This is a genomic window from Rothia sp. HMSC064D08 (assembly GCF_001809525.1).
Lineage (GTDB): Bacteria > Actinomycetota > Actinomycetes > Actinomycetales > Micrococcaceae > Rothia > Rothia dentocariosa.
The window spans coordinates 693,996-714,065 of record NZ_KV797895.1 but is presented as its reverse complement, the minus strand read 5'-3'; the positions used below and the strand labels follow the sequence as shown (position 1 = coordinate 714,065).

The following is a 20,070-nucleotide window of genomic DNA, read 5'->3' as shown; positions in this document are numbered from 1 at the left end:
GGGGTCGAGATGATGGGTAAAATCGATCAGGATAAGACGGTGTAGCCGGTCGCCTCGATAGCCCGGCGAACCATCTCCGGAGGTACGACACCGGTGACCGTGACGGTGGAAACACCACCAGCAGCGAGATCAACCTGGACGTCGTCGACCTGGGGGAGGGCCTGAAGGGCCTGGGTCACGCTTTTCGCGCAGTGCCCGCAGGTCAGGCCGGTGACCTGGTAGCTAGGGGAGGACCCTCCTGCTGACGAGTCGCTGGCGGCAGGGATGGAGGCGGTGTCGGCACGTGAGGCAGGTCCGCAACAGCTGCAGCCGTGGGAGGCCATCGGCAAGAGGCGGGGCGGGGAGGTGATCATGGGAAAGCTCCTACGGGTCGGTGGGATGCGGCGATGCTACTCTCTAGCATATACCCCCTGGGGGTATATTTTCAAGGGGTGGAGGGCACGGCCCTCACGCGGGGCAGGGCGTGGTCACCGAGCAGCCTCCTCACTGTCGGGAGGGGACAGCGGGAGGCGGAGGGCAAACACCGCTCCGCGACCGGGCCCGGGGGAGGTGGCGGTGAGAGTGCCGCCGTGGGCCTCGATCAATGCCTTGGAGATGATCAGACCGATACCGGCCCCGCCGTTGTCCCGGCTGCGGACGGCATCCCCCCCCGGTAGAAGCGTTCGAAGATGTGTCCGAGCTGGCCAGGTGGGATGCCCTCGCCGTCATCGGCGACGTGGATGAGCGCGGTGGACGCCCCCTGTCGGTGGACGCTGATCCGGACCTGCCCGCCGGCCGGGGTGTGCCGTAGCGCGTTCGACAGGAGATTGCTCATCACCTGGCCGAAGCGTTGCCGGTCCACGAGCACCCGGGCGGTGTCCGTAATAGTCTCGACCTGTAAATCGACGCCTTTGTCAGCATAAGCTTCCCCCGCGGCAGCGGCGGTATGGAGCAGATCCCCGAGCCCTTCCTCCGCCAGGTCCAAATCGATCCGGTGTTCCTGGACCCGGGAGACATCGTCGATGTCTTCCATCAACCGGGTCAGGCGGGCGAGTTGGTCAGCCATGATCGTGTGGGTGGCATTATTCCAGTCCACGACCCCGTCCTGGAGACCATCGAGGTAGACCGTGAGCACCGATAAGGGGGTGCCCATTTCGTGGGCCAGATCAGAGAGCATCTGGCGGCGGACCTGTTCGGTGTGTTCCAGCCGGTCGGCCATAGTGTTGAAGGCATGCGCCAGGGTGGTGACCTCGGGGCCGGCTTCTCCGGCGGGCACGCGGATACGGTAGTTGCCGGCCGTCAGACTGGTAGCGGCGCGGGTGAGATCCTGCGGGGGGGTGCGCAGGCGACGCGATAACCACAGGCTGGCCAGCAGGGCGCTGATCAAGGCGGTGGGCAGGGCGACGGCCAGGGTGATCAGGTTGGCGTCCCGGTAGGCCTGCTCGGCATGGAACAGCTCCAGCGAGGGGTCCTCCCAGCCGGTCATCAACATATGATCATGGAACAGGGTCGGGCCCACCATCGTGGCCACGGCCGCGGCCATCAGCAGGCTAATCACCACGACCAACACCTGGGCGGCCAGGAAGCGGAAGGTCAGGCCGGGTCCGTGATTCATGGCTGCCCCACCCGGTAGCCCACGCCACGCACGGTGTCGATAAACCCCCGGCCCCGGGTGTCGGTGCCGAGCTTGCGACGCAAGTTGCCGATGTGGACATCGACGATGCGTTCATCACCGACCCAGGTGGTGTCCCAGACCTCGGTGACCAGGTCGTGGCGGGTCAGCACCTGGCCGGGGCGCAGGGCTAGGGCAACCAGCAGCTCGAACTCCGTGCGGGTGAGCTCCACGGTCGTCTCCCCCACCCGCACCTGATGGGCGACGGCTCCGTAGTGGCTGTTTCCCGTGATAAAACGTACAAAAACACAAATGTGGACTTCCGCATTGACCCCACCACCGGCGAGTACCAGAGCGCCAGCGTGGACGAATACCCCGGCAAGGAATCCGTGAATATTACTGCAAACACGCTCTCCCGGTTCAAGGCTGAAGATGCAGGTACCGCGCCCGGCGAAACCAAACGGATTATCGACCCTGCGTCCGCGCCTGAACAGACCCGCCTGGTAAGCGATAACACCAGTGAGGCGGCCACTGTTTCCGCCCCGAAGACCGTATATGCGGGGCAGAAGTTCACGATTGGAGGGTCTGACTGGACGTATGGAGAAGACTATCTTCCCTCGGATATTACCGTCACCCTGGATGACGGCAAGTCAAAGGTAAACGGGCAGGGTGAAATGACCTTCAAGCTCTCCGAGGAAGAGACGTCGTTCACCCGTGACATTGAGGTGCCCGCCAACTGGAAACCTGGTGAGGAACACAGCGTGACCATTTCTTCTGGCAAAACCAAAGGAGATAAGCAGCGCTCTCTCACCATGAAGTTCAAGGTCGAAGAGTACAAGCCCAAGTACATTGACAGCTGCACCGTACCCACCCAGGATACTGTGCAATCCACCGAGGTTCCGTTCGCCGGGTACCCGAAAGTCGGCGAGGTTCCCTCACTCAACCAACAGCCTGCCGTCACAAAAGACTAACGGCAGATAACCAAGCCCACGCGGTGCGCACAATGCTCCAGCTTGGCGCACAAAAACCGCAACGGCTGCACCTCTAATACTGCGCCCCCACCGGATATTTTCACCGGTGAGGGCGCAATACGTTTTAGCAAAGAGAATGTTCGCTCGGTTCCTACACGCTCAACAGAATACAAGTACGCGCTCAAAGGTCGACCGCGATTATCCCCGATATTCAGGCACGAGCGTCATCTCTGCCTTCTGGAACTTCTTCAAGTCCAGGTAACCGCAGGTTGCCATAGCGCGTTTGAGCGCCCCCACAATATTGCTCGTGCCGTCCACATGGTGTGAAGGCCCATACAGCACTTCTTCGAGAGTTCCAACGACACCCAGCGGGGTACGCACGCCGCGCGGGAAATCCACCGAATGCGCCTCATTACCCCAGTACCAGCCCTGACCCGGCGCCTCGGATGCGCGTGCTAGGGGCGCACCGATCATCACCGCATCCGCGCCCAGAGCCAGCGCCTTCACCAGGTCACCGGAACGGCTGAGCCCACCGTCGGCAATCACATGAACATACCGTCCACCGGATTCGTCCAGATAGTCCGAACGGGCCGCAGCAACATCGGCAATAGCGGTTGCCATCGGCGCAGAAATGCCCAGCCCCTTACGGGTGGTCATCGCGGAACCGCCGCCGAACCCCACCAGAACACCGGCGGCACCGGTGCGCATCAAGTGCTTCGCCTGGGTATACCCTGCCACGCCGCCGACCATAACAGGCACATCCAGCTCGTAAATGAATTTCTTGAGGTTCAGCGGTTCATGCGAAGTCGAAATATGCTCCGCAGAGACCGAAGCACCGCGAATCACGAAAAGATCGGCACCGGCCTGCACCACCGTTTCGTAATGTTCTTGGGTGTTCTGCGGGGTAAGCGAGCCCGCCACAATAACACCCGAATCACGAATTTCTTCCAGGCGCGCGGTAATCAGCTCGGGCTTAATCGGCTCAGCGTAAATCTGCTGCATGCGCGTGGTAGCAGAGGCAGGATCAGCTTCGGGAAGCTCAGTAATTTCGTCAAGAAGCGGCTGCGGATCCTCATAGCGAGTCCACAAGCCTTCTAGGTTGAGCACGCCTAAACCACCGAGCTTTCCAAGCGCAATCGCGGTCGCTGGAGACATCACAGAGTCCATCGGTGCGCCCACAATTGGGGTGTCAAATTTGAAGGCGTCAATCTGCCATGACGTATCGACGTCGCGACGGTCACGGGTGCGGCGCGTTGGTGCCAGCGCCACATCGTCAAGCGCATAGGTGCGGCGGGCACTCTTAGAGAGCCCAATCTGAATATCGGACATGTGTGTTTCCCTTTCGGAAGGTCTCTGACCGGTGTTTCTTGGCGTACGGCTGCCCCGCAAGACTACGCGCCTGATGCAGTATCTACTCTACTCGGCGTATAGCCCGTTCCGCCGCAGATTATTCAGAAATATCACAAAATGCACGACGGAATAGGTTCTCTAATGTTCGAGCCATACACACCATTGAGCCGGTCAGCGGTGGTTAACGGCGGTAGTTAGGCGCCTCGACAGTCATCGTAATATCGTGCGGATGAGATTCTTTCAGACCCGCCGGGGTGATGCGCACAAACTTACCCTTGGTCTTAAGCTCCTCAATGGTGCGTGAACCCACGTAGAACATGGTCTGGCGCAGACCACCCTCAAGCTGATGCAGCACGGCAGAAAGCGGTCCGCGGAACGGAACCTGCCCCTCAATTCCCTCGGGAATCAGCTTCTCTTCGCTGGAAACATCTGCCTGGAAATAACGGTCTTTCGAGTATGATTTGTGGCGACCGCGGGTCTGCATAGCGCCTAGCGAGCCCATGCCGCGGTAGGCTTTGAACTGCTTACCGTTCATGAAAATCAGATCGCCGGGGGCCTCGGCGGTTCCCGCCAGAAGCGAGCCAAGCATCACGGAATCGGCACCAGCAACCAGAGCCTTGCCGATCTCACCGGAGTGCTGCATTCCGCCGTCGGCGATGAGCGGAACACCGGCGGGAATAGCTGCCTTCGCGGATTCGTTAATCGCGGTTACCTGGGGTACGCCCACACCCGCGATGATACGCGTGGTGCAAATTGATCCAGGACCCACGCCGACTTTCACAGCATCTGCGCCCGCATCAATAATGGCCTGAGCACCTTCACGAGTTGCCGCCTGTCCACCGATCACATCGACATGTGCGGCTGCGGGATCTTTCTTCAGGCGAGAAATCATATCGAGCACGCCCTGGGAATGTCCGTTGGCGGTATCGACGAAGAGTGCATCCACCCCGGCCTCGACCAGAGCCATTGCACGTTCGTAGCCGTCACCAAAGAAACCGATAGCAGCGCCAACGCGCAAGCGACCATCGTCATCCTTGGTAGCGCGCGGGTACTGTTCGGTCTTCACAAAGTCTTTGAGGGTAATCAGCCCGGCAAGTTTACCGGCCTCGTCAATGAGGGGCAAACGCTCGATTTTGTTCTTCGAGAGCAGGGCGAAGGCTTCATCCTTCGTGAGGTTCGGCGAACCGGTAATGAGCGGCATCGGGGTCATAACATCGCGCACGAGGGTGTTTTCATAGTCCGAGCGCGAGAGGTAGCGAATATCGCGGTTGGTAATAATACCTTCAAGTTTGCCGTCTTCGGCGACCACCGGCAGACCCGAAACCTTGTAATAGCCGCACAGATTGTCGTATTCGCCGATAGTTGCGTCAGCACCGATGGTGACGGGATTGATGATCATACCCGATTCGGAGCGTTTCACGCGATCAACATGCGCTGCCTGATCCTCGATCGAAAGGTTACGGTGGATCACGCCCATGCCGCCTAGGCGCGCCATCGAAATCGCCATCTGGGAATCAGTCACGGTATCCATCGCAGCGGAGACAATGGGGGTGCCCAGGGTAATACGCTTGGAGAGTCGAGTGCTGGTATCGGCATCGGAGGGAATAACATCGGTGTTGCCGGGTAGAAGCAACACGTCATCATAGGTCAGACCAGTGAAACCGAAAGGATCGTCGGTCAGGGCGGTGGGGACAGTCATGTTTAGCCTTTCAAATGCTGTACCGGATGTATAGATGTTGTGTAGCGAGTGGTGCCACCGGGTGTAAAACGTCGTATCTCTATAGTAAACGCTGACTGCTGTTTCGGTGAGTTTCGCATCCTACCGGATGCGCCCACTCCGAAACACTTCTTCAACTCCGCTCTTGCGCACACGCAATATGTGCATAAGTAACGGAAGGGGACGTTCACATATTCCCGTGCCAAGCTGTGAAGATAAATGTTGCCCGGTCTGGTGAAAATCTCAGACCGGGCAACATACGGATTATTTAGTTTTCTTCGTCCTCTTCTTCGGGCTTAGTGACCACCAGAGTCTCGGTCGTGAGCACCAAAGCCGCGATAGATGATGCGTTCTGCAGCGCAGAGCGGGTGACCTTCACGGGGTCAATTACGCCCGCCTCAAACAGATCAACATACTCACCGGTTTTGGCGTTGTAACCGTGACCAACAGGCTGTTCGGCAACCTTTGCCGCCACCACATAGCCGTCGTCGCCAGCGTTCTCGGCGATCCAGCGCAGCGGCTGTACCAGGGCGCGGCGTACAATCTGCACACCCACGTTTGCGTCGTGGCTATCGAGCTCAAAACCGTCGAGCGCCTTGCTAGCGTGGATCAGTGCCGAACCGCCACCGGATACGATGCCTTCTTCAAGAGCCGCGCGGGTAGAAGACACAGCGTCTTCGATGCGGTGCTTACGTTCCTTAGCCTCAACCTCGGTTGCCGCACCCACCTTGATCACGCCCACGCCACCAGCAAGCTTCGCCAGGCGTTCCTTGAGCTTCTCGCGATCCCACTCGGAATCGACGGCCTCGATCTCTCGGCGCAGCTGCTGCACACGGTCCTCAACCGCTTCCTTGCTGCCACCGCCGTCCACAATCGTGGTGGTGTTCTTGGTGACGGTCACGCGGCGTGCCGAACCAGTTTCTTCGAGAGTTGCCTGAGCCAGGTCGATACCCAGTTCGGGGGTAATCACAATGCTGCCGGTCAGAATGGCGAGATCCTGCATAATAGCCTTGCGGCGATCGCCGAATCCGGGAGCCTTAAGCGCCACAACGTCGAGAGTTCCGCGGAGCTTATTCACCACGAGGGTGGACAGCGCTTCACCATCAACGTCTTCGGCGATAATGGTCAGCGGTTTTTTCGCCTGTACAACCTTCTCCAGCAGGGGCATAATCTCGGCAACCGTGGAGATCTTACCCTGGTAGAGCAGAATGAGGCTATCTTCAAGAACCGCTTCGCCACGCTCGGCATCGGTTACGAACGAAGGCGAAAGGTAGCCCTTGTCGAACTGCATACCCTCGGTAATATCAAGCTCAATCTCGGTGGATGAGCCGTCTTCAATGGTAATGACGCCGTCCTGACCGACCTTCTCAAAAGCAGATGCCAAGAGCTCGCCGATCTGGTCGGACTGAGCCGAAATAGCGGCAACATGCGCAACTTCCGGGCCCTGTACCTCGCGGGCATCCTGAAGCAGACGCTCGGAGACCTTCTCAACGGCGGCTTCAATACCACGCTTCACCTCTGCGGGTGCCGCACCGCTTGTTACGTTGCGCAGCCCCTCATTCACAAGTGCCTGCGCCAGCACGGTTGCGGTGGTCGTACCGTCACCGGCAACGTCGTTAGTCTTGGTGGCTACCTCTTTAGCGAGCTGCGCGCCCAGGTTTTCGTAGGGGTCTTCAAGCTCGACTTCGCGGGCGATCGAGACACCATCATTCGTGATAATCGGTGCGCCCCACTGTTTATCGAGCACAACATTGCGCCCGCGTGGACCGAGGGTGACCTTGACCGCATCGGCGAGTTTATCGACGCCAGCCTGCAGGGACTTACGGGCGGCATCGTTGAATTCAAGCTGTTTAGCCATGAATATTCGCTACTCCTTGAAGGTTATGAGCGTTCGATATCGTAGAAGGCGCACGTGCGCCGAATCCATGTCGGGTATAGCGGATGCGCCGCGCGAGAAACCGGCGGCGCATCCTGCATATATGCGAAATTAGTCGACGATCGCCAGAACGTCACGAGCGGAGAGAATCAGGTATTCCTCGCCCTGGTACTTGACCTCGGTGCCGCCGTAGCGGGAGAACACGACTACGTCGCCTTCAGCGATATCGACGGGAACGCGGTTGCCCTTATCGTCCACGCGGCCGGGGCCTACGGCTACTACGCGAGCCTCCTGCGGCTTCTCCTTTGCAGTTTCGGGAATAACCAGACCGGATGCGGTGGTCTGCTCAGCCTGCTCTAGTTTGACAACTACTCGGTCTTCGAGGGGCTTAATAGCCATAGGTATGCTCCTTGTTAGTCAGCGTTTTTTAAGAATTTGTGAAGCGGTTTAGCCCTAGTGCCTGGGCGTTTAGCACTGCACCGCTTCGAGTGCTAAATTCAACTTTAGAATCCCAGCGGCACCCGGTCAAGAATGCGCGCCGTTTCGAGGGCGGCGTTTCGCGCACAGGATAATACGCGAGCGCCCCGTGAACCTGCCGCAGCCTCCAAGCCTTCTGCATATGCTCATGCCACTACACTTAAGCCTATGGTTGATTTTGTGCCCCCGCCGCCGTTTGCCTTGCCACCCGAGCTGCCTTTTACCCGGCAGGCGTTAGATGCCGCGGATGCGCTTTTCCCCTATAGTCAAGAGCACTCGCTCGAACAGGTTACGCGGCTGCGGGCGCAGGGGTCCACGCCCGATGAGACCGCCAATATTCTCAGCCTTGTTAAGGCGCGCACTCGGGCGCTGTCAAAGTTCGGCGATAGGGCGCGCACTATGTTTTTGACCGAGCACGGCGCGCAGCAGGCGACTCGACCGGTTGTTGCTGCCGAGCATGCGGCCGTGTTTGCCCGTGCCGGGGTTCGTTCGGTTGCCGATTTGGGATGTGGTATCGGCGCGGATTCGTTGGAGTTCGCGCGCGCATCCTTAGAGACTGTTTCTGTGGAGCTTGACCCGTTGACGGCATCTTTTGCTGCCGCAAATCTGGCGGATTTTTCGGGTTCGCGGGTTGTGGTTGGTGATGTGACGAATTTTGACCCCGAGAGTTTTCGTGATGACACCGGTGAGGCGGTACAAGGCATATGGCTTGATCCGGCCAGACGTGATCTGACCGGAGTCGTAAAGTCCCATACAGAACGTATTTTTGATCCAGAAGCCTATTCTCCGCCGCTTTCGTTCGTGGTGGATCTGGCCAAAACCGGTATTCCAATGGGTGTCAAACTTGGTCCAGGGATGCCGCATGAGGCTATTGCGCGCCCCGAGGATATTCGGAGCGAGGCGAACCCGCATCCGCGTGTCACGGCGCAGTGGGTTGAGCATGAGGGTTCTCTCGTAGAGTTGGTGCTTTGGTTTAATGCTTTGGCGCAGGAAGGCGTTGCACGCACGGTCACTATACTGCGGCAGGAGGCGACGGGACAGGCTGAAGACGGGGGCCTGCGCATTCACAAAACCATACTGATTAGTCCCTATCCCGCGGGACAAGTAACCCCTGTTGAGCAGGAGCAAACTCGGCTTCCCTCCCCCGGTGAGTACCTCTATGAGCCTTCCGGCGGGGTAGTGCGGGCGCATCTGGTACAGGAGTTAGCCCAAGAGCTTGGGGCGAACCTGATTGATCCGCACCTGGCGTACCTCACGGCGGCAGAAGCTGTTCAGAGTCCGCTGGCACAGTGTTATGAGGTTCTTGAGGAAATCCCGGTGCATGAGAAACAGCTCAAAAAGTGGGTGCGCGAGCGCGGTTTTACGGCTTTGACGATCAAGAAACGCGGTGTTGATCTGGTGCCCGAGAAAATGCGTGCGACCCTGCTAGCAGGCGGTGCGGGTAAGAAATCGGGTAAGAAGGCCGCGAAGAATCAGGGCTATAACCCGGCGACTTTAGTGTTTACGCGAGTGGAGTCTGGGCAGCGGGCGCGGCGCATCGGGTGGCATGTGCGACCTGTAGATTTTTCTGATGCAGCGCAAGTCTCCGCCTCGGACACTAAGAGTTCTCTGGTCTAGCGGGTTTATGTGGACGGCGTATCTACAAAACTGTGATGACGGTGTGTGACGTTTTATGTCAGATACTTCATGTTTGCGTCGTATTTAGTTCATACACACTCGAAAAAACATTGTTGTGGTCACCAACACCGTAAAATAAATGCAGTCACCCCAAGAAGGAGAGAGCTTTGATTTCGTTCGCTTCCTCGGCGCAATCCACTCTTGGCGTAGAGTGGGAGATCGCGCTGATTGACCAGCATACCGGAGAGCTGGTAGCGCGCGCTCAAGAGGTACTTACCCGTGTGGGCGAACGTTATCCTGAACTTTTGGAACCTTCCCTGGATCATGCTCATGTGACGGGCGAATTTTTGGAGAATACGCTTGAGATTATTACCGGTGTGTGTACTACGGTTCCGCAAGCGTGCCAGCAGTTGATCTCGGTGACCGATAAGATCCGTGAGGTTACTGATGAGCTGGGGCTTGATTTTTATGCGGCGGGCACGCACCCTACGGCGCATTGGCAGGAACAGCAGGTATCTGCGAAGAAGCGGTACCAGCGTGTGGTGGGTCGCGGCCAGTACTGGGGCAGGCACATGGTTATTTTTGGCGTGCATGTGCATGTGGGCGTCGATTCACGCGATAAGGCATTGCCGCTTGTGGATGCGCTCACCAACTATTGCGCGCATCTGCTGGGGCTTTCGGTGTCTTCGCCCTACTGGGACAGCGTGGATACTGGGTATGGTTCGCATCGCACGATGCTGTATCAGCAGCTGCCTTCAAATGGTCTGCCTTTTCATTTTGAAAACTGGCAGGAGTACAGTGACTATTTGCATGCTTTGGTGAAGACGGGCGCTATTTTAGAGGTCAGCGAGGACCGATGGGATGTGCGCCCGGTTCCCCGCTATGGCACCTTGGAGATGCGCTACTGCGATGGTCTTCCGTCGATTCGGGATGTTGCGGCGGTTACGGCGCTCACCCAGTGTTTAGTGGAGTTTTTCTCGCGCAAAATTGAGGCTGGCGAGAAGATTGAGGTGTTAAACCCCTGGCATGCGCAGGAGAATAAATGGCGTGCCGCCCGCTATGGTTTAGACACCGAGATCATTGTGTCTAACGAGCCGCAGGTGCGCCCGCTGCGCGAGGATATTGAGCTTCTTGTTACTCAGCTAGAGGATGTTGCCCGGGATTTGGATTGTTTGCCGGAGCTGCAGCATGTAAGGAATATGCTGGCGGAGGGCACCGGTGCCGACCGGCAGCGCGCTATCTATGAGAAAACAGGCTCTTTCCACGAGGTTATTCGAGATGTCGCACTTCAGTCACGGGCGCGTCCCATCCGCTAGGGGCCGATAAAGTTCCAGCCCGCTCCCCCAAGTTTTCTCAGGAGGCGGGCTGACGGATCCTTCTAGTCTAAGCAAATGCTCTAGAAACACACCGTCGTGACCGGCAGCGAAGAGTCGGTCGTAAAATCGATTCCCGAAGGTTCATACCCGGCCTCGACAAGGCGTGCCCCGAGGGCTGCCACCATTGCGCCATTATCGGTACACAGCGTAAATTTCGGGATAATGAGGCGCACCCCAGCTGAAGCGCATCGTGCCGAAAGCAGCTCACGCAACCGAGAATTTGCCGCAACACCCCCGCCAAGTAAGAGGGTGTGCAATCCCTGTTCCCGGCAGGCCAGCACGGCCTTCTTCGTGATAACATCGACAACCGCTTCCTGGAAAGATGCCGCAATATCGGCGACCGGAACCTCTTCACCGCGTGCCTCAAAACCTTCAATCACACGCGCTACGGCGGTCTTGAGCCCCGAAAACGAGAAATTATACCGGTGTGCCCCCGGGGCTTCGGCGGTACCCATGAACTTACGGTTTGACAACCCGCGCGGGAAAACAAACGCTTTAGCATTCCCCGTGCGCGCGGCGCGATCAATAGCGGGGCCTCCCGGGTAATCGAGTCCCAGTAAGCGAGCGACTTTATCGTAGGCCTCACCGGCGGCATCATCAAGGGTGGCTCCGAGCAGACGAACATCCTGAGTAATATCGCGTACCTGCAGAATTTCGGTGTGACCACCAGAAACCAGCAGTGCCCCGAGCCCGCCATCTCGAGCGTGTTCAAGCAGCGCCGAGCCGTCTTCGGTACCGTTATCGTCGAGTAGCCCCACGCCCACATGCGCCACCAGATGGTTAATGCCGTAGAGCGGCTTTCCGGTAGCGGTAGCCAGCGCCTTCGCGGCAGAAACACCGACCATGAGTGCCCCGGCGAGCCCGGGACCGGCGGTGACGGCAATCGCGTCTATATCGTCGAGGGTCACGTAAGCGTCTGCAAGTGCGGCTTCTAGAGCCGGGATCATAGCATCAAGATGAGCCCGCGAAGCAATTTCGGGAATCACCCCACCGAACCGCACGTGCTCTTCCATAGAGGATGAAACCGTGTTGGTGAGCAGACGGGTGCCGCGTACAATGCCGATCCCGGTCTCATCGCAGGATGATTCGATACCTAATACAAGCGGCTCGGCTGCGGCAGAAAGTTTTGGTTTAGTCATCATTTCTCAGGTAGTTTCCGTTGTTGTGGAGGCATTGGCGGCGAAGTCCTTGAGCATGATCAGCGCATCCGTGCCGTCGTCATAATAGCCGGGGCGTGTGTGAATATGGGTGTATCCGGTGCGCAGGTAGAGGTTCTGGGCTCGGGGATTATCGGCCCGCACCTCCAAAAGGATGCGCTGCGCCCCTAAATCCTGTGCCCGGCGGTGCATTGTGGCGAGCATGGCTCTTCCGTATCCGTTGCCTTCGTACTCGGGCAGCACGGCGATGGTCTGCACATCGGCGGTGTCTGCCACCGTCATAACCCCGCAGTATCCGATAATATTCGGAGCGTTCTTTTCATCGGGGTTTTCCTGGGGATTTTCACCGGAATGCGCCCGCTCAAGTACGTAATAGGTGCGGGTGGGGTGGGTTATTTCGGCGAGGAACATATCAAGGTTCCAGGCGTCGAGGGGGAAGAGCTCTTGTTCGAGGGTGAACAGATGCGGTACATCGTCGATATCGGCGCGGCGCAGGCGGGCGCCGTGGGCGAGCGCACCGGGAAGTTCTGGATGCTGAAGTTTCGAGTGCATATTTACGCTCCCCTATCCCTTAGACGATGCGGGGTCGCTCGGAGCGTTCTGGCTCTGCCGCGCAAGCATGGCGGCTGGAACCTTCGCGTCCGAGTCACGCAGGTAAAGGGCGCGGGTGTCGGTGCTAAGATTTTTTATACCCAAGCGCGCGGCGGCACGCACGAGGTCGCTTGCGTTGGGGTGCAGCTGCGATAATTCGGAAGAAATTTGCGCCCCCGATTGTTCCAGTTGTTCGCGGTAAAGCTCGGCACCGTAACCGTAGGCACGATAACCTGCGGTATTCTGTCCAGAAACGCTGCCGGGTGCAGGCATACTTTCGCTTGCGGGTGCCACCTGCGGACCGGTTTTTATCGTGTATCCGTTCTCGGTAACGGTGAAAATTGCAGAGTAGATTTCGCGGCGGCGCGCATCGGAGGCTACCAGAATATCGGTCTTCTGCGCGGCTTTGCCCTGGAAATCCTGAACAAATGCTCGTTCTGCCAGGGCTGTTAGACTCATAAGCCCGTAAACGGGTTTGTTCCAGGCAAATCCAAGAGTTCGGGCGGTGACGATTCCGGCGCGCAGTCCGGTGAAAGGACCCGGCCCGGTTCCGGTGAGAATCGCATCCACGTTCCGCCCATTTACCTGTGATTCGTCGAGTACCTGGGCTACGAAGGGCGACATCACTTCGGCGTGTGAACGTGTATCGGCGCTTTCGCGGGCAGCGAGAATAGTTGCGGTCGAACCGGGATTTTCGCCGTTCAGGCGCGCCAAAGCCACGGATGCGGTGGCTGATGAATCTAGAGCAAGTATGAGCACCCTATCATTCTAACGTGCTGCCGTGTACCCGCTATTGTGACGGGTTCTCGCTTCATAAATGCCCCAAGGCGAACTCATGAGGTGCGCTTCCTTCGCTCCCGGAAATTCTTAAAGCAGGTTACTCGACGCCGAGTTTGGGCATGGCGGCTTCAAGACTTCGATACGCTTCGCCCTCCCATCGTGGACCGTAAGCGGTAATGCGCAGCAGCCGCGGTTCTGAGGCATCAGCGCTCTCCTCCTCACGGTCGTCGAGCGCATCCCAGTCGAACTCCCCCTCCTTTGTAGGCGAGTAGTTCTCGGCGGCGTAGGCGATGGAAGCATCCGCGCCGGTGAGTCGCGTAAAGTCTAGTTCCAGGCGGGAATCGCTTAGATGCTCGGCTTTACCGCGCCCCCATTCTATGACGGTCACAGATTTTTCCAGCGAGAATTCTAGATCGAGGTCGTCTAATTCTTCGGCACTAGAGAGCCGGTACGCGTCCACGTGCACGAGATCGGGTCCACCTGGGCGGATGCCGTCCGACAGATTGGGATGCACCCGCGAGAGCACAAAAGTTGGTGAAATAACGCCCTCACGTACTCCAAGCCCCTCGCCTAGGGCACGAGTAAAAGTGGTCTTCCCGGCACCAAGCTCTCCCGAGAGTAAGAGCAGGTCCCCGGCGGTGAGCAACGGTGCAAGCGCGTGCGCCGCCGCGCGGGTATGCGCAAGATCGGCAAGATCAAATTCTAGAACGGGATGTGCGTGCATGGGTTTCTTTCCGGGGAACGGTACGGGTTAAACAGGGATGCGAAGACTCGAACTCACATGTCGTTAGACGGTTTCCGGTGTCTGTTCATCGTCGAGACCGAAGAGGGATCCCAGGGCGTGCAGACCATCTACTTCGCGTTCCACCCAGGCGCCACCGCGGTAGATGCGTATCACGCGCGGGGAAATACGAGTCACAATCTCGTAGTTAATGGTCTGCGCTGCAGCGGCCCATTCTTCAACGGGAGGGTTATCTCCCGAGCCGAAAAGCACAGCGGAACCGCCGAGAACACCGCGTGCAGGATCGGCGAGTCCGGGCTCTTCCAGATCAACCACGAGCTGATCCATAGCAATCCTGCCCACGGCGCGATACGTGCGCGGTTCCACGGGGTTTGCGGCATCGGCCCGGGGGTAAATACGCACCGGAGCCCCCTCAGCGATGCGCGGCACGCCATCGGCGTATCCGAGCGGAATGAGGGCCAGCGTGGTGGGCTTATCGGTGCTGTACCGCAACCCGTATGAGACCCCCTGTCCGGCGGGTACTTCTTTGACATTGCACACATGGGTTCCCAAGGTCATAACGGGCCGCAGATTTAGGTCTTTGGAGCTCACACCCGCGAGCGGTGACAGACCGTAGAGGGCGATTCCGCAGCGTACCGCATCGGCGAGAACCGCTTCGTTTGTGTTATATAGGGGGCTCGCGCCGGTGATCGTTCCCGGGGAGTTCGCTAGGTGAACAAGTTCGGGGGTAAGACCCGCGCTGCAGGCAACGGTCACAAATTCGTTAAGTCGGGCGATCTGCCGTGCGGTCTCGGGGCGTTCAGGTTCATCGGCAACCGCTAGATGCGAGAAAATACCCTCAACGCGCACCAGCTCTGCGGCTTCAAGTTCAAGGGCACGCGCCACTAGCGCGGGCCAGTCCTCAAAGGTGGAGCCGTTACGCCCAAGCCCCGTGTCTACTTTCAGATGTACACGAGCACGCTTCTTGGTGCGATTGGCGGCTTCTGCTATTGCTTCTAAGTCCCAGCCGGAGGCACCCAGGATAATATCTGCTTCGAGTGCTTCATCGAAGTCCGTCTGCGGGGTGTGCAGCCAAGCTATAATCGGGGCGGTAATACCCTCCGAGCGCAATTCCAGGGCTTCGGTCACATGCACAACGCCCAGAATATCGGCACCGGCTTCGAGTACTGACCGTGCCACGGGGTAGGCGCCGTGACCGTAGGCATCCGCTTTCACCACGGCAATGAGTTTACGTTCGCCGATCATATCTTTGAGCACGCGCGTATTGTGCTCAAGAGCATTAAGGTCGATGATGGCGGTTCGCTCCGCCTCACCGGGCTGCAGGTTCGGGGTGTAGAGGGGACGTGTGGGAACAGTCATTTCTATATACCTCCGGTACTCGGTGAACGCGGGGAACGTCTAGTTACACTCATTCTAGCCCGTCTTTTCATGTATTTTCGCTCTTCTTATCCCGAGTTAGGGAGCGTTCATCAACAGTTCATGTTCTTATTGTGCGAATGCACCTCTTCGATACCGTCGAAGCTTACACGTTCACCCTTAGACTCACTCGGCTTGCAGAACGCGCTGTCTCATAAAACCGCGCGTTAGACTAGGATGGTGAAGATTCCCGAGAGCTCGCAGTCCCGCTTGCCCCTGCCCCAGCCTGTTGTGCATGTCTATTCTCTGCATACCGATCCTTTTGCGCAGCCCGGTCGCGGCGATGCCGGGGGCATGAACGTTTATATTGCGCGTTCGATTGCGGCTATGCTGGCGGCAGACGATACTCTACGCGTCGAGGTTTTCACGCTTCTTACCGATCCCGATTGTGAGCATGCGAAGCCCGGCGTGCAGGTTCCGGCTCTTCTCAACTCGTATCGTGATCGGGTGCGGGTACACCAGGTGTTGATTCCGCAGGCTTTAGGTGCTCGCAAAAATCAACTTGCCGAGTTTACAGCCGAATTTGCGGCGCAATGCGTCTCATTAGCATGCTGGCATCCGCAGGTTATTCACGCACATTATTGGCTTTCGGGCGTTGCTGCGCTGGGGGCTGCCCAAACTTATGCCGCCGAAGGAACTGCTGTTCCCGTAGTATTTACCCCTCATACGACTGCCGCTGCGAAGGATGCGCGCCGCTCTCCCGACGAGCCCGAAGAACCACACGCACGTTATGAAAGCGAGCATCGAGTTCTTGAACATGCCGCTTTGACGATCGTCAATACTTCTCTTGAAGGGCAGCAGCTGCAGGACTACTATGGGGCAGATTCCGCACGCATGCGTGTGATTGCGCCGGGGGTTGATACCGGTATTTTTCACCCACTGCCGGGGGTGCACGCCGAGCATGAGGGTTCGGATACGCACTCTCGGGTGGTTTTTGCGGGGCGTCCTCAGCCGTTAAAGGGACCCCATATTTTGGTAGAGGCCCTTGCGCTTCTTCCCGCGGATCTGCATGTTGAACTGGATATTATCGGCAAGTCTTCTTCCGGGTACGAACTAGATCTTCTTGCCCGTGCCCGCGATTTAGGCATCGCCGATCGGGTGCATCTGCGCAGTCCGGTTCCTGCCGATATTCTTGCCGATATTTTTCGCCGCGCCGATATTGTGGCTTCTCCTTCCTCGTCTGAATCTTTTGGGCTAGTGGCTTTGGAGGCGCAGGCTTCGGGGGCTGCGGTACTTGCTACCGATGCGGATGGGTTGCGTTTCGCTATCGAGAACCATAAAACGGGGTTGCTTGTGGCGCCGCGTACCCCGCAGCGTTGGGCGGTTGCGATCGAGCGGCTGGTGCGTGCCCCACGTCTGCGCTTAACACTGGGGGCGAATGCGGCAGCTCGTGCACGTTCTTTCAGTTGGGAAGCGACCGCCCGAAAAACCTTGTGCGTCTATTCCGAGGCGATAACCGGTCGTCATTTAGCACAAGAGCGGGCCGAGGGTTCCGCATAGTTTATTGCCGAATTACTCTGCTCTTCCTCAAAAACCTGTAGAACGCACCACAGCACGGTCTCGAAAGTTGTTCAAGCGGCTACACTTGACGTATGAGTTTTGCAATGACGCGCGACGAGTTTGCCGCTTATCTTGATTCTGCCCGCATCACGGGCGATGTTGCTACACCGCGCGAGAATAACCTTTCACATATTCAAGGGTTTCTCGATCACAATGAGCACCTCGAATTCGGGGTTACATGGTCGAAAGATTGGACTTATGACGAAGTTTTTGAGGTCATGGTACGCCGTGCTGGTCTGAACCCTGACCGCTCGCATGTCCAGGGGCAAGATACGATTGGTTCCGCCCAGTGCATTGATGCTCTCGAAGAGTATGCCCGTATTTTTGGCGATGCGGTACGCGCCCGCCAAAAGATCCTGTTCGCCACCGGTCATCCCGCCGGACTTTTCCCCATTTATGCTGAGCTGGCGCGCATCGCCGAACGCGCCGGAGCCACGGTGCTGCGTATTGAGCAGGGCGAGCGGTTCTTGGACGGCGATATTCGCCAGATCATGGGTGTGGTGATGTTTGAGCAGTACGGGAATCTGCAGCATACGCATTTCCCGGGGCCGATGCGCATCGCCCTCGCCCAGCTTCGTGAGCGCGGTGAGCTGCCCGATCTTGTGGTTTCCGATCACGGGATGGCGGGGTATGCGGCATCGCAGCAGAAGCTGCTGACGCTCGGTATTGCCGACTGTAACGACCCAGGATTGTTTATTGCCGCAGAGCAGGGTGATTTACCGGTGTGTGTTCCGATGGATGATAATGTTCCGCCGAATCGTTACGAACCGCTGATTGATTTTTTGGTGAATCGCGCCTCATTGAAACAATTTCGGTAAAACTTTTAGGCTATAGTTTTTTATTCTTTCAAGGTATTTTATTAGTTTACGGGTATTAAAACTCTCTGACTAGGATATTTATTAAAGCTATTTACAAGAGTAAACATCCACAATAGCCTTTAATAATCATGTCTTCAGCACCTTTATGGCACATTAAGGTGATTGAATTCACTCTTTATCCTTGAAGTTCAGACCACCATTCAGAAGGACTGAACTCCTGGTTTAACCGTAAAATATAAGGACTGAGTAGTTTTGAAGAACTATCGTGAGAATCAGTTAAAGGCCAGGTTTCTCTTCCGGACTACCTCGGGGCCTCAAATCTGGTTCTCGTTCTCTCTACTTCTCGCTCACACACTGCACACATCATTCATCTGTATTCCGACTGACCACCGGGCTGCGGGTCTCAAACTCGAGCATTCCGCGCATACGCCGATATGCGCGCTCACCACGACCGGGGAAGATAACTTCATTGAAAGCAAAAGAAAGACTCAAAAAAGTTTGGGGCACCACATATGTCGCCAAACGTGAGTGGCATCCACAGGTTTTGAAATCTCTTTACCTGGGCGACTTGATTGCCATTGCCATCTCTATTTTTGCTGCGCACTTTATTCGCTTCGGCTTCGTAAACGCGGATTTACCGCCTGTGAATGTCTGGCCGCTTAACCTGCTCGATCCTTCCGTCGCACCTATCGACTATATCTTCCTCGATATCGGAATGATCATAATCTGGTGGCTGACCCTGCAAGTCAACGGCTCACGAAATATTCGCGTTCTAGGAATGGGAACCGACGAATACCGTATGGTCACACGCGGCAGCACTTACTTTTTCTGCACACTCGTGATCGTGGCGTTCTTTCTCAAAATCGACCTGACCCGCATGTACCTGCTCATCGCCTACCCGCTGGGTTTAGGCCTCATCATGATAGAGCGCTGGCTACTGCGCCAAAGACTAGTACAGAAACGTTTGCAAGGGTATTCGCTAACCCGCGTCATGATTATTTCCGACGTTCCCACCGGTAAACATCTGTATAAGAGCCTCTCCGGCGCCGTCGCATCGGGGCTTTCACCAGCTGCGTTTTACCTGCCGGGAATCTACGCCGGTACCACGATTGCAGACGTCGATCTGCCCATTCTGGGTTACTCCACGAACCCTGACGATATTATGCAGGCCGTGCAGGAAAACAATATTCAGATGGTCGCCATCTCGAACGGGCATCAGCTGACCCCGGAACAGATGCGGATGCTCGGCTGGCGTCTCGCGGATGCGCATATCGCCCTGATTATGGCTCCCGCAACCACCGATATTGCAGGGCCTCGCATGCATATTCAGCCGCTCAACGGGCTACCGCTCGTGCACGTTTCTACCCCGCATATTACGGGTATCGCTGCACTGGCGAAACGCGCCCTGGATGTGCTCGCCTCCGGGCTGGGGCTTCTCGTGCTTTCCCCTGTTTTCTTGGTGGTGGGTATCCTTATCAGACGCGACGGAGGACCAGCGCTCTTCTTCCAAGAGCGCGTAGGAATGAACGGTGATGTTTTTCGCATGGTCAAATTCCGGTCGATGCGCACCGACGCCGAAGAGATCAAAGCCCAGCTTATGGAACAGAACGAAGGCAACGGGGTGCTCTTCAAGATGGTGAATGACCCACGCATCACCCCAATCGGCCGGTTTATTCGCAAGTTCTCCATTGACGAACTGCCGCAGCTCTGGAATGTTTTTATTGGCGACATGTCCCTGGTGGGCCCTCGGCCCCCGCTGGCGGAAGAGGTAGACCTATATGAGGATATTATGTACCGCCGCCTGCTCGTCAAACCCGGGATTACCGGACTATGGCAGGTCTCTGGCAGAAGCGATCTCTCCTGGGATGAATCGGTACGTCTTGACCTGTACTACGTCGAAAACTGGTCTATGACAACCGACTTTATTATCCTGCTGCGCACGGTACGAGCAGTTTTCGCCAAGGAAGGTGCCTACTAATTTTCGTGCCCGACTATGCCAAGGTCGGTATAGTCCAATACAGCGGTGGGGGG

At 57.4% G+C, this 20,070-nt stretch carries 16 protein-coding genes and 2 pseudogenes; 6 read left to right on the top strand and 12 right to left on the bottom strand.

The features are described from left to right. Positions 1–26: 26 nt before the first annotated feature. The 3 genes and pseudogenes from HMPREF2625_RS05400 to HMPREF2625_RS05390 all read right to left on the bottom strand — a co-directional run. The gene (locus HMPREF2625_RS05400) at positions 27–353 is read right to left on the bottom strand and encodes a heavy-metal-associated domain-containing protein (protein ID WP_070522519.1); all 327 of its coding nucleotides are present in this window, start codon (positions 351–353) and stop codon (positions 27–29) included. Positions 354–467: 114 nt separating this feature from the next. Continuing rightward, a pseudogene (locus tag HMPREF2625_RS05395) lies at positions 468–1,594 on the bottom strand (sensor histidine kinase). Further along, positions 1,591–1,860, bottom strand: a pseudogene (locus tag HMPREF2625_RS05390) (winged helix-turn-helix domain-containing protein); the annotation flags it as partial. The pseudogenes HMPREF2625_RS05390 and HMPREF2625_RS05395, both read right to left, overlap by 4 nt. Before the next feature lie 6 nt (positions 1,861–1,866). Between HMPREF2625_RS05390 and HMPREF2625_RS05385 the strand changes: the two are divergent. After that, positions 1,867–2,562, top strand: coding sequence for a hypothetical protein (locus HMPREF2625_RS05385; protein ID WP_141745417.1), 696 nt, complete (start codon positions 1,867–1,869; stop codon positions 2,560–2,562). 198 nt (positions 2,563–2,760) lie between these two features. On the opposite strand, the gene HMPREF2625_RS05380 is transcribed toward HMPREF2625_RS05385, so the two are convergent. From HMPREF2625_RS05380 to groES, 4 genes are all read right to left on the bottom strand, one after another. After that, entirely contained in the window at positions 2,761–3,891 is a 1,131-nt protein-coding gene (locus HMPREF2625_RS05380) for a GuaB3 family IMP dehydrogenase-related protein (RefSeq protein WP_004005226.1), read from the bottom strand. A 202-nt stretch (positions 3,892–4,093) separates the two neighbouring features. Next, positions 4,094–5,611 carry an IMP dehydrogenase gene (gene guaB / locus HMPREF2625_RS05375; protein WP_070522513.1) on the bottom strand — a complete coding sequence of 506 codons (1,518 nt, stop codon included), beginning with the start codon at positions 5,609–5,611 and terminating at the stop codon, positions 4,094–4,096. 286 nt (positions 5,612–5,897) lie between these two features. Beyond that, a complete protein-coding gene (groL, locus tag HMPREF2625_RS05370; protein ID WP_070522510.1) occupies positions 5,898–7,487 on the bottom strand; it encodes a chaperonin GroEL in 1,590 nt (529 codons plus the stop codon). 129 nt (positions 7,488–7,616) lie between these two features. Next, the gene (groES, locus tag HMPREF2625_RS05365) at positions 7,617–7,904 is read right to left on the bottom strand and encodes a co-chaperone GroES (protein WP_004005229.1); all 288 of its coding nucleotides are present in this window, start codon (positions 7,902–7,904) and stop codon (positions 7,617–7,619) included. A gap of 132 nt (positions 7,905–8,036) precedes the next feature. Between groES and HMPREF2625_RS05360 the strand changes: the two genes are divergently transcribed. Further along, complete coding sequence (locus tag HMPREF2625_RS05360) at positions 8,037–9,599, top strand: THUMP-like domain-containing protein (RefSeq protein ID WP_246826678.1); 1,563 nt, start codon at positions 8,037–8,039, stop codon at positions 9,597–9,599. A 167-nt stretch (positions 9,600–9,766) separates the two neighbouring features. Next, positions 9,767–10,915, top strand: coding sequence for a glutamate--cysteine ligase (locus HMPREF2625_RS05355; RefSeq protein WP_070522506.1), 1,149 nt, complete (start codon positions 9,767–9,769; stop codon positions 10,913–10,915). An 80-nt stretch (positions 10,916–10,995) separates the two neighbouring features. Here the strand turns inward: HMPREF2625_RS05355 and tsaD are convergent, their stop codons facing one another. The 5 genes from tsaD to alr all read right to left on the bottom strand — a co-directional run bounded on the left by tsaD (position 10,996) and on the right by alr (position 15,604). Further along, a complete protein-coding gene (tsaD, locus tag HMPREF2625_RS05350) occupies positions 10,996–12,114 on the bottom strand; it encodes a tRNA (adenosine(37)-N6)-threonylcarbamoyltransferase complex transferase subunit TsaD (protein WP_070522702.1) in 1,119 nt (372 codons plus the stop codon). Between the two features lie 6 nt (positions 12,115–12,120). Further along, positions 12,121–12,684, bottom strand: a complete 564-nt coding sequence (rimI, locus tag HMPREF2625_RS05345; protein WP_141745416.1) for a ribosomal protein S18-alanine N-acetyltransferase — start codon at positions 12,682–12,684, stop codon at positions 12,121–12,123. 12 nt (positions 12,685–12,696) lie between these two features. Then, positions 12,697–13,482, bottom strand: a complete 786-nt coding sequence (gene tsaB, locus HMPREF2625_RS05340; RefSeq protein WP_070522503.1) for a tRNA (adenosine(37)-N6)-threonylcarbamoyltransferase complex dimerization subunit type 1 TsaB — start codon at positions 13,480–13,482, stop codon at positions 12,697–12,699. Positions 13,483–13,600: 118 nt separating this feature from the next. Further along, positions 13,601–14,227 (bottom strand): tRNA (adenosine(37)-N6)-threonylcarbamoyltransferase complex ATPase subunit type 1 TsaE, encoded by a 627-nt coding sequence (gene tsaE / locus HMPREF2625_RS05335; RefSeq protein WP_070522498.1) that lies wholly within the window; start codon positions 14,225–14,227, stop codon positions 13,601–13,603. A 63-nt stretch (positions 14,228–14,290) separates the two neighbouring features. Further along, positions 14,291–15,604 (bottom strand): alanine racemase, encoded by a 1,314-nt coding sequence (alr, locus tag HMPREF2625_RS05330; RefSeq protein ID WP_070522494.1) that lies wholly within the window; start codon positions 15,602–15,604, stop codon positions 14,291–14,293. 234 nt (positions 15,605–15,838) lie between these two features. Between alr and HMPREF2625_RS05325 the strand changes: the two genes are divergently transcribed. The 3 genes from HMPREF2625_RS05325 (at position 15,839) to HMPREF2625_RS05315 (ending at position 20,017) form a co-directional block, all read left to right on the top strand. Further along, positions 15,839–17,161: a glycosyltransferase gene (locus HMPREF2625_RS05325; RefSeq protein ID WP_070522492.1), complete on the top strand. Its 1,323-nt coding sequence runs from the start codon at positions 15,839–15,841 to the stop codon at positions 17,159–17,161. Between the two features lie 92 nt (positions 17,162–17,253). After that, positions 17,254–18,039, top strand: coding sequence for a phosphatase (locus tag HMPREF2625_RS05320; RefSeq protein ID WP_070522489.1), 786 nt, complete (start codon positions 17,254–17,256; stop codon positions 18,037–18,039). Positions 18,040–18,508: 469 nt separating this feature from the next. Next, positions 18,509–20,017: a sugar transferase gene (locus HMPREF2625_RS05315; protein WP_070522486.1), complete on the top strand. Its 1,509-nt coding sequence runs from the start codon at positions 18,509–18,511 to the stop codon at positions 20,015–20,017. Positions 20,018–20,070: the final 53 nt, after the last annotated feature.